This is a genomic window from Bradyrhizobium sp. USDA 3311 (assembly GCF_054062495.1).
Genome location: NZ_JBSSFI010000001.1, coordinates 884,472 through 896,927, shown reverse-complemented (window position 1 = coordinate 896,927; position 12,456 = coordinate 884,472). Strand labels below are relative to the sequence as shown.

The 12,456-nt window shown below is 66.2% G+C and carries 13 protein-coding genes; 9 read left to right on the top strand and 4 right to left on the bottom strand.

Annotation, left to right across the window (positions count from 1 at the left end):
• The 7 genes from xylB (at nt 1) to ACVWW6_RS04360 (ending at nt 7,587) form a co-directional block, all read left to right on the top strand.
• On the top strand, nt 1-1,455 hold the full coding sequence (xylB, locus tag ACVWW6_RS04390; protein ID WP_456680195.1) for a xylulokinase: 1,455 nt from the start codon (nt 1-3) through the stop codon (nt 1,453-1,455).
• The gene (gene xylA, locus ACVWW6_RS04385; RefSeq protein WP_456680194.1) at nt 1,456-2,778 is read left to right on the top strand and encodes a xylose isomerase; all 1,323 of its coding nucleotides are present in this window, start codon (nt 1,456-1,458) and stop codon (nt 2,776-2,778) included.
• 12 nt (nt 2,779-2,790) lie between these two features.
• Complete coding sequence (locus tag ACVWW6_RS04380) at nt 2,791-3,549, top strand: ATP-binding cassette domain-containing protein (RefSeq protein WP_011083940.1); 759 nt, start codon at nt 2,791-2,793, stop codon at nt 3,547-3,549.
• Nucleotides 3,549-4,631, top strand: coding sequence for an ABC transporter permease (locus ACVWW6_RS04375; RefSeq protein WP_038965265.1), 1,083 nt, complete (start codon nt 3,549-3,551; stop codon nt 4,629-4,631). Before ACVWW6_RS04380 ends, ACVWW6_RS04375 begins: the two co-directional genes overlap by 1 nt.
• A 94-nt stretch (nt 4,632-4,725) precedes the next feature.
• Nucleotides 4,726-5,658: a sugar-binding protein gene (locus ACVWW6_RS04370; RefSeq protein WP_038965268.1), complete on the top strand. Its 933-nt coding sequence runs from the start codon at nt 4,726-4,728 to the stop codon at nt 5,656-5,658.
• A gap of 99 nt (nt 5,659-5,757) precedes the next feature.
• Nucleotides 5,758-6,735 (top strand): aldo/keto reductase, encoded by a 978-nt coding sequence (locus ACVWW6_RS04365; RefSeq protein ID WP_011083943.1) that lies wholly within the window; start codon nt 5,758-5,760, stop codon nt 6,733-6,735.
• 3 nt (nt 6,736-6,738) lie between these two features.
• Nucleotides 6,739-7,587 (top strand): amidohydrolase family protein, encoded by an 849-nt coding sequence (locus ACVWW6_RS04360; protein WP_011083944.1) that lies wholly within the window; start codon nt 6,739-6,741, stop codon nt 7,585-7,587.
• A gap of 199 nt (nt 7,588-7,786) precedes the next feature.
• On the opposite strand, the gene ACVWW6_RS04355 is transcribed toward ACVWW6_RS04360, so the two are convergent.
• The 4 genes from ACVWW6_RS04355 to ACVWW6_RS04340 all read right to left on the bottom strand — a co-directional run bounded on the left by ACVWW6_RS04355 (nt 7,787) and on the right by ACVWW6_RS04340 (nt 11,354).
• On the bottom strand, nt 7,787-8,152 hold the full coding sequence (locus tag ACVWW6_RS04355; protein WP_456680193.1) for a nuclear transport factor 2 family protein: 366 nt from the start codon (nt 8,150-8,152) through the stop codon (nt 7,787-7,789).
• A 157-nt stretch (nt 8,153-8,309) separates the two neighbouring features.
• Nucleotides 8,310-8,660 carry a RidA family protein gene (locus ACVWW6_RS04350; protein WP_011083946.1) on the bottom strand — a complete coding sequence of 117 codons (351 nt, stop codon included), beginning with the start codon at nt 8,658-8,660 and terminating at the stop codon, nt 8,310-8,312.
• 114 nt (nt 8,661-8,774) lie between these two features.
• Nucleotides 8,775-9,692, bottom strand: coding sequence for an alpha/beta hydrolase family esterase (locus ACVWW6_RS04345; RefSeq protein WP_404524570.1), 918 nt, complete (start codon nt 9,690-9,692; stop codon nt 8,775-8,777).
• Between the two features lie 3 nt (nt 9,693-9,695).
• Nucleotides 9,696-11,354 carry an FAD-binding dehydrogenase gene (locus tag ACVWW6_RS04340; protein ID WP_456680192.1) on the bottom strand — a complete coding sequence of 553 codons (1,659 nt, stop codon included), beginning with the start codon at nt 11,352-11,354 and terminating at the stop codon, nt 9,696-9,698.
• 265 nt (nt 11,355-11,619) lie between these two features.
• Here ACVWW6_RS04340 and ACVWW6_RS04335 point away from each other — a divergent pair, with 265 nt between their 5' ends.
• Both ACVWW6_RS04335 and ACVWW6_RS04330 read left to right on the top strand, forming a co-directional pair.
• A complete protein-coding gene (locus ACVWW6_RS04335) occupies nt 11,620-12,141 on the top strand; it encodes a hypothetical protein (RefSeq protein WP_028172800.1) in 522 nt (173 codons plus the stop codon).
• Between the two features lie 110 nt (nt 12,142-12,251).
• Nucleotides 12,252-12,446, top strand: coding sequence for a hypothetical protein (locus ACVWW6_RS04330; RefSeq protein ID WP_060909380.1), 195 nt, complete (start codon nt 12,252-12,254; stop codon nt 12,444-12,446).
• The last annotated feature ends 10 nt before the right edge of the window (nt 12,447-12,456 follow it).

Here is a 12,456-nt window from a genome sequence, read left to right as displayed (position 1 = left end):
GTGTATCTCGGATTGGACATCGGCACGTCCGGTGTGAAGGCGGTGCTCGTGAACGATGCCGGCGCGGTTGTCGCGACGGCGGCGCGCGAGCTTGCGCTGTCGCATCCGGCGCCGCTGTGGTCCGAGCAGGATCCCGACACCTGGGTCGATGCGGCGACCGGTGCGGTCGATGATCTCGCATCCCGCCATCCGCGCGAAGTCGCGCGGGTCGCCGGCATCGGACTATCGGGCCAGATGCATGGCGCGACGCTGCTCGGCGAGGATGGACGGCCGCTGCGCCCCGCCATCCTCTGGAACGACGGCCGCTCGCAGGCCGAATGCGTCGCACTGGAGCGGCGCTGTCCGTCGCTGCACACGATCGCCGGGAATCTGGCGATGCCCGGCTTCACCGCGCCGAAGCTGCTCTGGGTCGCGCGGCACGAGCCAAAGATCTTCGCGCGTGTCGCAAAGGTGCTGCTGCCGAAGGCCTATGTCCGCTATCGGCTGACCGGCGAGATGGTCGAGGACATGTCGGACGCGGCCGGCACGCTGTGGCTCGATGTCGGCCAGCGCCGCTGGTCGGCCCTGCTGCTGCATGCGACCGGCCTCGATCTCCACCACATGCCGCGCCTCGTCGAGGGCAGCGCGGTGAGCGCGGTGCTCGCGCCGGAATTCGCGCAGCGCTGGGGTATGGCAAAGGATGTCGTGGTCGCGGGCGGCGCCGGCGATAACGCCGCCAGCGCGATCGGGCTTGGCGCGATCGCGCCCGGCGATGCGTTTCTGTCACTGGGAACGTCAGGTGTGATGTTCCGTGCCACCGACCGCTTTGCGCCGGCGCCGGCTTCAGCCGTGCATGCGTTCTGCCACGCGCTACCCGGCCTGTGGCACCAGATGGGGGTGATGCTGTCGGCGGCGGCCTCGCTCGCCTGGCTCGCGAGCGTGATGGAGACGCCGGCCGCCGCGCTGCTGGCGCCGCTCGGCGAGCGCGTCGATGGGCCGAGCCCGATAAGATTCCTGCCATATCTCGACGGCGAGCGCACGCCGCACAACGACGCCGCCGCCAGCGGCGCCTTCGTCGGTCTGCGCGGCGCGACCGGGCGCGGCCAGATCGTGCAGGCCGTGCTCGAAGGCGTCGCCTTTGCCGCGCGCGACAATCTGGCGGCACTGAGCGCGGCGAGCGGGCCGATCGTGGAAGTCGATCTCGTCGGCGGTGGCTCGCGCTCGCCGCTCTGGGCCCAGATCTGCGCCGACGTGCTCGGCATTACCGTCCACCGCGTCGAGGAAGGCGAGGTGGGTGCCGCGCTCGGCGCCGCGCGGCTCGGACGCCTTGCCGCCACCGGTGACGATCCTGCTGAAGTTTGCACGCGCCCGCGCCGGCTCGCGAGTTTCGCACCCCGCGCATCCGTGACCGCCGCCTATGACGAGGCCTATCGCCGCTGGCGCGCGCTTTATCCCGCGTTGAAGGAGTCCGCTTAAGTGAACGTGTCAGCCAAATTCTTCGAGGAAAGCACGCCTGTCGCCTTCGCCGGCCAAGATGCCGGACCAGCGCCCGCCTTCCGCTGGTACGACAAGGACCGCCTCGTCCACGGCCGCCGGCTCGAGGATCACCTGCGCTTTGCGGTCTGCTACTGGCACTCCTTCTGCTGGCCGGGCGGCGATCCCTTCGGCGGCGAGACGTTCCTGCGGCCCTGGCATCACGGCACCGATGCGATGGCGCAGGCACGGGCCAAGGCTGATGTCGCTTTCGAGCTGTTCCGGCTGCTGGACGTGCCCTTCTTCACCTTCCACGACGTCGATGCGGCGCCGGAGGGGGCTTCGCTCGCGGAGTCGGTCGCCAACCTCAACGCGATCGCCGACCTGTTCGAAGCGAAGATGGCCTCGGCCAAAGTCCGGCTGCTCTGGGGCACCGCCAATCTGTTCACGCATCGCCGCTACATGGCGGGCGCCGCGACCAATCCGGACCCTGACATCTTCACTTATGCCGCCGGCCAGGTCCGCGCCGCGCTGGAGGTGACGCACCGGCTCGGCGGCCAGAACTACGTGCTGTGGGGCGGCCGCGAGGGCTACGAGACGCTGCTCAACACCGATCTCAAGCGCGAGCTCGACCAGCTCGGCCGCTTCGTCTCGCTCGTCGTCGAGCACAAGCACAAGATCGGCTTCAAGGGCCCGATCCTGATCGAGCCGAAGCCGAAGGAGCCGACCAAGCATCAATATGATTTCGACGTCGCCACCTGCTACGGCTTCCTCGCGCGCTACGACCTCCTCAAGGACGTCAAGCTCAACATCGAGCAGAACCACGCCATCCTCGCCGGCCATTCCTTCCATCACGAGGTTGCGCTCGCCGAGGCGCTCGGTGTCTTCGGCTCGCTCGACGTCAACCGCGGCGACGATCTGCTCGGCTGGGACACCGACCAGTTCGCGATGAACGTGCCGGAGCTCGCGTTGGTGTTCCACGAGATCCTGAACCGCGGCGGCTTCACGTCCGGCGGGCTCAATTTCGACGCCAAGATCCGGCGTCAGTCGATCGACCCGGACGATCTGATCCACGCCCATGTCGGCTCGATGGATGCCTGCGCGCGCGCCTTCCTTGCCGCCGCCGACATGCTTGATGCCGGCGCCCTCACCGCGCCGCTCGACAAGCGCTACGAAGGATGGGCCGGACCCGAGGGCCGCGCCATTCTCGGCGGCCAGCGCTCGCTCGCCGATCTCGCCGATCGTGCGCTCGGCCCCGGTTTCGACCCGCAGCCACGCTCGGGACGGCAGGAATATCTGGAATCCCTCGTCAACCGCTATGTCTGAGGAAGGTCGCTGATGACAAGTGCTGAGGCAACACCGGTGCTCCAACTCTCCGGCATCGGCAAGGAGTTCGGCGCGATCCGCGCGCTGCATGACGTCGACATGCAGGTCTTCCCCGGCGAGGTGGTCGGCCTGATGGGCGACAACGGAGCGGGCAAGTCGACGCTGGTCAAGATCATCGCGGGCAATTTCCGCCCCAGCCATGGCGAGATCCGCTTTGCCGGCAGCGCGGTTCATTTCAACCGGCCCGTCGATGCCCGCACGGTCGGGATCGAGGTCGTCTATCAGGATCTTGCGCTGGCCGACAATCTGACCGCGGCCGCCAACGTCTTCCTCGGCCGCGAGCTGAAGCGAAAATTCGGCCCGTTCGCCTTGCTCGACCACAAGGCGATGGCGGCGCGCGCGCTGGAATTGTTCGGCGAGTTGCGCTCGGAGACGCGCCCCGACGACCTCGTCAAGCAGATGTCGGGCGGCCAGCGCCAGGCGGTCGCGATCGCGCGGACGCGGCTCTCCAATGCGCGGCTGGTGATGATGGACGAGCCGACCGCCGCGATCTCGGTCCGCCAGGTCGAGCAGGTGCTGAGCCTGATCCACCGGCTCAAGGAGCAGGGCGTCGCCGTGATGCTGATCTCGCACCGCATGCCCGACGTGTTCGCCGTGTGCGACCGCGTGATCGTCATGCGCCGCGGCGAGAAGCGGGCCGACAAGGCGATTCAGGCGACGTCCCCCGAGGAAGTCACTGCCCTCATTACCGGCGCGAAGGAGGCGGCGTGATGGCCATGCCCCTGGAATCCCCGATCACCTTCTCCAATGTCGGCAAGATCAAGTGGTGGCAGCGCGGCATCTTCGCCTCCCAGACCGGCTACGTGCTGCTCGCGCTGGCCGTGCTGCTGGTGATCATGCATTTCGCCAGCCCGTATTTCTTCACCCAGGGCAACATGCAGAACGTGGCGAAGAACTTTTCCTTCATCGCCATCGCCACCCTCGGCGTCACCTTCGTGATCATCACCGGCGGCATCGATCTCTCGGTCGGCTCGATGATGTGCTTCTCGGCCATGATCACCTCGATGGTCATGACCGAGCTGTCGACGCCGGGCGGGCTCGGCGCCTCGCTCTTCGTGCACATGGCGGCCGACGGCAAGACGGTGCTGGCCAATGTCCCCGGCCTGATCCTGCTGATCTCCGTCGTCGCGGGCCTTGGCGTCGCGCTGATCGCCGGTCTCGTCAACGGCTTCTGCATCGCGGTGCTGGGCCTGTCGCCGTTCGTGACCACGCTCGGCATGCTCTCGATCGTGCGCGGGCTCGGCTATGTCGTCTCCAACGGGCGCGGCAGCTTTCCCGGCGGGCCGGACGCCGATTACTTCTACGCGCTCACCTCGGGCGACGTGCTCGGCGTGCCCGTACCGTTCATCTATCTCGTGATCCTTGCGCTGGCGATGGCGGTGGTGCTGCACCACACCTCGTTCGGCCGCCATGTCTTCGCGCTCGGCGGCAACGAGAAGGCGGCCGAACTGACCGGCATCCCGGTCGTGCGCGTGAAGATCGAGGTCTATGTGCTCTGCGCGCTCGCCGCAGGCCTCCAGGGCATCATCATCTCCGGCTGGCTCGGATCGGCACCCGCCAACATGGCGACGTCCTACGAGCTCAACGTGATCGCGGCGGCCGTCATCGGCGGTGCCAACCTCGCCGGCGGCATCGGCGGGCCGCTGGGGGCCATTGTCGGCTGCGTGCTGCTGGAAGTGATCCGCAACGGTCTCGTGCTGGCACAGGTCAGCTCCTACTGGCAGCAGACGCTGGTGGGCGTGATCATCATCCTGGCCGTGCTGGTCGATCGTGTGCGCTCGCGGATGATCTGAAAGTGACGTCGTTCGGGAGGACCACGAAAATGCCGCCTGTCCGCTTCCCGGACGAACTTGAGAGGACAGGCGCCAAAGAAGGGTGGAGGAGACGATGAGGAAACTTCTTCTTGCGGGCATCGCTGTCGCGATGATGGCGACGCCGGCGTTCGCTGCGAACTATCGCTTCGTGATCGTGCCCAAGGCGATGAACAATCCGTTCTTCGATTTTGCGCGCGACGGCTGTCTGAAGCGCGCCAAGGAACTCGGCAATATCGAGTGCGTCTACAAAGGGCCGGTCGAGCACGAGCCGGCGACGCAGGCGCAGATCATCCAGGACTTCGTCACCCAGAAGGTCGACGGCCTCGCAATCTCGGTCGCCGACGTCGCGGCCATGACCAAGTCGATCGAGGCGGCGACCGCGGCGGGCATCCCCGTCATCACCTTCGATGCCGATGCACCGGGATCCAAGCGCATCGCCTATATCGGCACCAACAACAAGGAGTTCGGCGTCGCGCTCGGCAAGCAACTCGTGAAGATGCGGCCTGACGGCGGAAAGTACGCGATGGTCTCGGGCGGTCCCGGTGCCAAGAACCTTGCCGAGCGCGTCGACGGCGTCCGCGAGGCGCTGAAGGGCTCGAAATGGACCGAGGTCGCGGGCTCGCCGACCTTCTGCAACGACGATCCGGCACTCGCGGTCCAGCAGATGACGGATATGCGCACCGCAACGCCCGATCTCGCCGCCATCGTTCCCATCGGCGGCTGGCCGATGTTTGCTCCCGAAGGCTTCAAGGCCTTCGCCAGCAGGAACAAGAAGGACATCGATTCCGGCAAGTTCACGCTGGTCGTTGCCGATACGCTGAAGATGCAGCTCGAATTGCTGCGCGACGGCTATGCAAATGCGCTGGTCGGCCAGCGACCGTTCGAGATGGGCGAGAAGGCGATGGACACGCTGCTCGCCATCAAGAAGGGCGAGAAGGTGCCGGAGATCGTCTATACCGGCCTCGATCTCGTCACCAAGGACAACGTTGCGCAGATGCTGAAGTAGGAGCGCCGCCAGCCCCGCACTCCTGCTCCTGCGTGCCTCTCCCGCTTGCGGTTTCCGCAAGCGGGAGAGATGATTTGGACTGCCGGAAGGAAATTTGGAATGAAACGGTCGCGGCTCGGCTCTCTCGACGTCACCTCAATCGGCCTCGGCTCCGCCCCTCTCGGCGGATTGTTCACCCCCGTCAGTGATGCCGATGCGCAAGCGACGCTCGAGCGGGGTTGGTCGGCCGGCATCCGCTTCTACGACACCGCGCCGCTCTACGGCTTTGGCCTGGCGGAACGGCGGCTCGGCGCATTCCTGCGGCAACAGCCGCGTGACTCCTACGTCATCTCGACCAAGGTCGGCCGCCTGCTGCGCTCGGGCGATGGCGCTGCCGCCGAGGACGAACATTACAAGAGCACGCCGCGCGAACGGCCGGTGTTCGATTTCAGTTACGACGGCGTGATGCGCTCGGTGGAGGAGAGTCTTGCTCGCCTCGGGCTCGACCGCGTCGATGTCCTGCTCGTGCATGATCCCGACGATCATTATGACGACGCCGTCGCCGGCGCCTTCCGCGCGCTCCAGCGCCTGCGCACGGAGGGCACGGTCAAGGCGATCGGCGCCGGCATGAACCAGTCGGAAATGCTGGTCCGTTTTGCCGAAACCGTGCCGGTGGACTGCTTCCTGCTCGCCGGCCGCTACACGCTGCTCGACCAGGGCGCGCTGGATGCGCTGTTTCCTGTCTGCCAGGCAAAGAACATCGGCATCCTGCTCGGCGGCATCTACAACAGCGGCATTCTGGCCAACCCGCACACCGGCGCGAAGTTCAACTATCAAGACGCCGACGCGGCGCTGATCGCGCGGGCGCTCGAGCTCGACGAGCTCTGCCGCAGGCACGGCACCGAGCTGAAGGCCGCCGCGCTTCAATTCTGCATGGCCCATCCGGCCGTGACGGTCGCCGTGCTGGGCGCGCGCAATGCCGGCGAGGTCGCCGACAACATCGCGATGTGGCAGGCGCCGGTGCCGCCGGCCTTCTGGCAGGAGCTGCGTGCGCGGAAGCTCGTCGACGCGCGGGCGCCGCTGCCGGGTGGAGTGTAGGGCATGGTGATCGACGCCCATCAGCATTTCTGGGATCCGGCGCGCGCCGACTATCCCTGGATGGACGCGCCCGAACTCGCGCCGATCCGCCGTGCCTTCGGCCCCGCCGATCTCGCGCCGCTGTTGAAGGCGAATGGCATCGACGCGAGCATCGTGGTGCAGTGCCGCTCGGCGCTGGAGGAGACCGAGGAATTCTTGCGCATCGCGCATGCGACGCCCTCTGTCGTCGGCGTCGTCGGCTGGGTCGATCTGACCGATGGCGCGCTTGGGGACACGCTCGACCGGCTGCGCGCCGCGCCGGGCGGCGACAAGCTGGTCGGCATCCGCCACCAGGTCCACGACGAGGCCGATCCAGATTGGCTGCTCCGCGAGGACGTCCGGCGCGGGCTTGTCGCATTGTTCGTCCGCGATCTCACTTACGACTTCCTCGTCCGCACCCGCGAATTGCCGGCGGCGATCGCAACCGCGCAGGCCTTTCCCAACGCGCGCTTCGTGCTCGACCATGCCGCCAAGCCGCCGATCGCTTCCGGCGGAAGCGCCGAATGGGCTGATCGCATCAAGGCGCTCGCCGCTTGCGGCAATGTCTGGTGCAAGATCTCCGGGCTCGCGACGGAAGCGGTCTGGAGCGACTGGGACGCGGATCGGCTGTTGCCGTTCGTCCAGCACGCCGCGACATGTTTCGGTGAGGATCGTTTGATCTTCGGCTCCGACTGGCCGGTGTGCCTGCTTGCGGGAAGCTATGCCGAGATCAAGGGCGCGCTGGAGGCGTGTTTGGCGAAGCTCGGGCCGGGCGCGCGGGACAAGGCGTTCGGGATGAATGCGAAGGCTGCGTATCGGCTAGCGATTGCTTAAGCCGAGCTCGCCCCAACCAAGGTGTCGTCCCGGCCTAGTGCGCAATTGCGCACGGGGGGCCGGGACCCATAACCCCAAGGGAGTAGTCTGGCGAAGACTAGTCGTTCGGTACTCCCACCGCGCGCAGTCCGAGAGATCACGCGGTATGGGTCCCGGCCTGCGCCGGGACGACGACGGAGCTTGAGGCTACGCTCGCCCCTCACGCGCCCGCGGGCACCTGGTCCAGAAATCCCGTGATGCTTCTGATGCGCCCGTCCTTCAGCACGGCGAAATCGGTGCCCTTGATCGGGCTGTCGACGCCATCGGGGCCAAGGCCCCAGCTGAAGCGGAGATGATCGCCGTAGCCGTTGGGCTCGCCCAGCAGCTTGAACTTGAAATCGGGAAAGCGCTGTTGCACGCCTGATATCAGCGCGTCGATGCCGTCCTGGCCGTCGCCCTTCATCAGCGGATCGACATAGCTCGCATCCGCCGTCCAGTTCTGGCTCAGCAGCTCGCGCCGGCGGCTTGTCGTGCGCTCGTTCCAGAGCTCGATGTAGTGGCGGGCAATGGTGACGTGGTCGGTCATGGGGTGCTCCTTCGATGACGCCGTGGTCGGCTGATCGCCACTATCGAAGGTTCGCGCACGCCGATCGATTACCTCTGAGGTCATCGGCGTGCGCAAAAAAATGAAGCGCGATGATGTTCTCATCGCGCTTCAGTCGCATGCGAATTGTTCGCGAAGATTACTTCGCGGCCGTGACCATGATCTCGACGGTGTATTGCGGCGCTGCCAGCTTGGCCTCGACGGTGGCGCGGGCCGGGGTGTTGCCGGGGGAGACCCAGGCGTCCCACACCGCGTTCATCTCGCCAAACGTCTTCATGTCGGTGATGTAGATCGTGGCCGAGAGCAGCTTCGACTTGTCGGTGCCGGCCTTGGCGAGATGGCCGTCGATCGTCGCCAGGATGTCCTGGGTCTGCTTCGTCACGCTTTCGCCGGCGGCTTTGCTCGCGACGACACCGGCGAGATAGACGGTGTTGCCGTGCACGACGACCTGGCTCATGCGCGGGCCGGTTTCAAAACGCTGAATGCTCATTTGGGATCTCCTGGTGGAATGGCGGCCCTGTCTAGCCCAGCACCTCGCGCTCAGCCACCCCAGGCACGCATGCGTTGCCCGTGGCGCATGCGTCGTGGGCGTTGCACGCGTTCCCTACGGAAACTGACTGAAGAACGTCCAGATCGTCTCGGCGCCGTCGATGTCGCTGTTCTGAGGCCCGAGCAGGCTGGTTGCGACCTTGGGGAAGCGGGCATCCGGCGCGAAGCCGGGCATGCGATGGCCGCCATGGTTGACGCGATAGAGCACGACGTCGTGCCCCCTGGGGCAGCGCGAGGAGATCCGCGTGACCGTGGACTGGTCCGCGGGTGCCCTGTCGGGCATTTCAGTCACGTTGGCATCATCGGTCTCGCAGCCGTTGAGCTTGCGCCAGAAGGCAAACGTCTCTTCGGTCGACCAGAACCCGTCCGCGGCAAAATAGCTCGATCCGCGTCCGCCCTCGTAGGGCACCAGCGGGTCGGCCGTGCCGTTCATGATCAGCATCGGCAGCGGCCGCGACGGATGGCACGTGACCGCGGCTTCATCGGTGAGGTTCATGATCACGCTCGCGCCTGCCGTAAACAGATCGGCGCGGGCGCAAGCAAGCGTCATCGCCATGGCGCCGCCATTGGAGATGCCGGCGACATAGACGCGGCCAGGGTCGGCCGTGCCGTTCGTCACCAGTTTCTCGACGAGCTTGGCGATGAAGGCGACGTCGTCGGTGCCCTCGGGCGGGCCTCGGAGCGCGGGTCCCGCCTTCGTCCTCGCATCGGCCCAGGCATGGTTGAGCCCATCCGGAAAGACCACCGCGAAACCTTCGCGCTTTGCGACCTGCGGCCACGCCGTCCGCGCGACCATGTCGGCGCCGCGCTGGGTCTTGCCATGCAGCACGACCACCAGCGGGACAAGTCGCTTGGCCGGCAGTTGCACGGTGTAGGACCGCATCACGCCGTTGACGTCGATGGTGTCGGCGGACGCAGCCGGGGCGGTGGCGAAGCCCGCGAGAAGCGCCCCGATATGCATCCACCGCCGCACGATCTAGCCTACCGCCTTCGCCGCCGCACGGCCCGCATTGCGGCCCGAGAACAGGCAGCCACCGAGGAAAGTGCCTTCGAGGGAGCGATAGCCGTGCACGCCGCCGCCGCCGAAGCCCGCGGCTTCGCCGACCGCATAGAGGCCGGGAATGACACTGCCTTCGCCGCCGAACACGCGCGAGTCGAGATCGGTCTCGAAGCCGCCGAGCGTCTTGCGGGTGAGAATGTTGAGCTTGACCGCGATCAGCGGTCCGTGTGCGGGATCGAGGATGCGATGCGGGGAGGCGGTGCGGATCAGCTTGTCGCCGATATAGCGGCGCGCATTGTGGATGTTCATCACCTGCGCGTCCTTGACGTAGGGATTGGCGATCTCGCGGTCGCGCGCCTCGATCTGCATCTTGATGTGCTCGAGCCTGAGGAGGTCGCTGCCGGCAAGCTTGTTCATCGCCGTAACGAGATCGTCGATCTTGTCGCGCACGATGAAGTCGACACCATGGCTTTTGAATGCTTCCACCGGCGCCGGCGCGCCCTTGTTGGTGGCGCGGCGCAGCGTCATGCGCCAGCTCTTGCCGGTGAGGTCAGGGTTCTGCTCCGAGCCCGACAGCGCGAACTCCTTCTTGATGATGCTCTGGGTCAGGATGAACCAGGAATAATCATGGCCCGTCGACATGATGTATTTGAGCTGGCCGAGCGTGTCGGAGCCGGGGAACAGCGGCGCCGGCAAACGCGTGCCGGTGGCGTCGAACCACATGGACGAGGGCCCCGGCAGGATGCGGATGCCGTGGCGCGGCCAGATCGGTGACCAGTTCTGGATGCCCTCGACATAGTGCCACATGCGATCGCGGTTGATCAGCCGCGCACCCGCCTGCTCCGTGATGCCGATCATGCGGCCGTCGACGTGTTCGGGCACGCCCGAGATCATGAATTTTGGCGGCTCGCCGAGCCGCTTGGGCCAGTTCTGCCGCACCAGCTCGTGATTGCCGCCGATGCCGCCGGAGGCGACGATCACGGCCTGCGCCTTCAGTGCAAACTCCCCGACGACATTGCGCGAGGAGCTCTTGCCGCGCTCGACATTGTCGGGCGCGAGAACGGCGCCGCTGACGCCGTCCACCGTGCCATTGGTGATGGACAACGCGTCGACGCGGTGGCGGAATTTGAAGATCAAGCGGCCGCTCTTCATCGCCTCGCGCGCGCGGCGCTCGAACGGCTCGACGATGCCGGGCCCGGTTCCCCAGGTGACGTGGAAGCGCGGCACCGAATTGCCGTGGCCCATCGCGTCATAGCCGCCGCGCTCGGCCCAGCCGACCACGGGGAAGATGCGATGTCCCATCGCGCGCAGCCAGTCGCGCTTCTCGCCGGCCGCGAAGGCCACATAGGCCTCGGCCCATTTGCGCGGCCAGTGATCCTCGTCGCGGTCGAAGCCGGCGGTTCCGAGCCAGTCCTGCATCGCGAGATCGAAGGAATCCTTGATACCGAGCCGGCGCTGCTCGGGCGAATTGACCAGGAATAGTCCGCCGAACGACCAGAACGCCTGGCCACCGACCGACTGCTCGCCTTCCTGGTCGACCACGATCACGCGCTTGCCCGCATCCGCGATCTCGGTTGCGGCCACGAGGCCCGATAGTCCGGCGCCGACAACGATGACGTCTGTCTCTTCAGCCATGCGCGTCCCCCTCCATAGGTTCCCCCCTGTAGTTGCCCGGATTGAAGCCAGCGGTTCTAACTGAGATCAAGGGTGTGGCGCGTAAGACATCATTAACTTGTTCCACTTTGGGATAGAGCCCGGCCAAGTGCAGCGCGGACGCAACACTGGATTTGAATTTGTTTTGAGTCAGCCGGCCTGCCTAGACAAAACCTTGGTTACGACGGACGCTAGCCGTGCATCACCACCTGACACGCAGATTCGAATTCGACTGGGGCGGGGGACAATGAAGTTTCTGACGGGGTTGCTGGCGGCGGTTGTGCTCATCGCTTGCATGGGGGCTTCTCACGCGGTGGTTCGCATCGCGGATGACCGCGGCGGCCGGATCGGAACCTACGTCGACAAATACCAGGACCTGCGGCAGTCCGGCGAAACCGTCATCATCGACGGCCTCTGCGCCTCCGCCTGCACCATCGTCCTCGGCGCCATCCCGCACGACCGCATCTGCGTGACCTCGAGCGCGACGCTCGGCTTCCATGCCGCCTGGGATTTCGGCGCCAATGGCCGCGCTGTCACCAATTCCGAAGCAACCCAGATGCTTTACGCAATGTATCCCTCGCAGGTGAGGCGCTGGATCAGCCAGCGCGGGGGCCTGACCCCGCACATGCTTTTCCTGAGGGGCAAGCAGCTTCAGGCCATGTACAAGCCCTGCTACATGGACGCGCAGGCCTCGGCGATCAAACCGACCCGCCGGTCTCTCCCGCAATCGGACCAGCTCGAGTCCGCCCGGGGCCAGCTCCTGCACTGACATCCTCGGCACGACGGGTTTGCTTTAGCCCGCCAGCGGCGCCTTGCCCGCAGGCGGGCTAAAGCTTATCTCAAAGCTAGGGAACCGGGGCTTTCGCCCCGATCGTTGTCATGGCTCAACCAGTGCGCCCGGCCCATCCGTTACAGGACAATTCGCCCACTGCCGGCCGGACGCCGTCTGTGCTGCTGTTGGCTGGCACAGGTGTCGGCGGCCTGGTCGTGATCGGCGCGCTGGCGCTGTGGTTCCACTATGGCACCCAGGTGTTCTTCGAAATGATCAGGACCGGCTTCATTGCCTGCTTCTGACCCCCGACAG

Excerpts from the sequence above, each read along its gene's own strand:
- ACVWW6_RS04380 (WP_011083940.1), top strand. The coding sequence starts at position 2,791 with ATGACAAGTGCTGAGGCAACACCGGTGCTCCAACTCTCCGGCATCGGC.
- ACVWW6_RS04375 (WP_038965265.1), top strand. The coding sequence starts at position 3,549 with ATGGCCATGCCCCTGGAATCCCCGATCACCTTCTCCAATGTCGGCAAG.
- ACVWW6_RS04370 (WP_038965268.1), top strand. The coding sequence starts at position 4,726 with ATGAGGAAACTTCTTCTTGCGGGCATCGCTGTCGCGATGATGGCGACG.
- ACVWW6_RS04365 (WP_011083943.1), top strand. The coding sequence starts at position 5,758 with ATGAAACGGTCGCGGCTCGGCTCTCTCGACGTCACCTCAATCGGCCTC.
- ACVWW6_RS04360 (WP_011083944.1), top strand. The coding sequence starts at position 6,739 with ATGGTGATCGACGCCCATCAGCATTTCTGGGATCCGGCGCGCGCCGAC.
- ACVWW6_RS04355 (WP_456680193.1), bottom strand. The coding sequence starts at position 8,152 with ATGACCGACCACGTCACCATTGCCCGCCACTACATCGAGCTCTGGAAC.
- ACVWW6_RS04350 (WP_011083946.1), bottom strand. The coding sequence starts at position 8,660 with ATGAGCATTCAGCGTTTTGAAACCGGCCCGCGCATGAGCCAGGTCGTC.
- ACVWW6_RS04340 (WP_456680192.1), bottom strand. The coding sequence starts at position 11,354 with ATGGCTGAAGAGACAGACGTCATCGTTGTCGGCGCCGGACTATCGGGC.
- ACVWW6_RS04335 (WP_028172800.1), top strand. The coding sequence starts at position 11,620 with ATGAAGTTTCTGACGGGGTTGCTGGCGGCGGTTGTGCTCATCGCTTGC.
- ACVWW6_RS04330 (WP_060909380.1), top strand. The coding sequence starts at position 12,252 with ATGGCTCAACCAGTGCGCCCGGCCCATCCGTTACAGGACAATTCGCCC.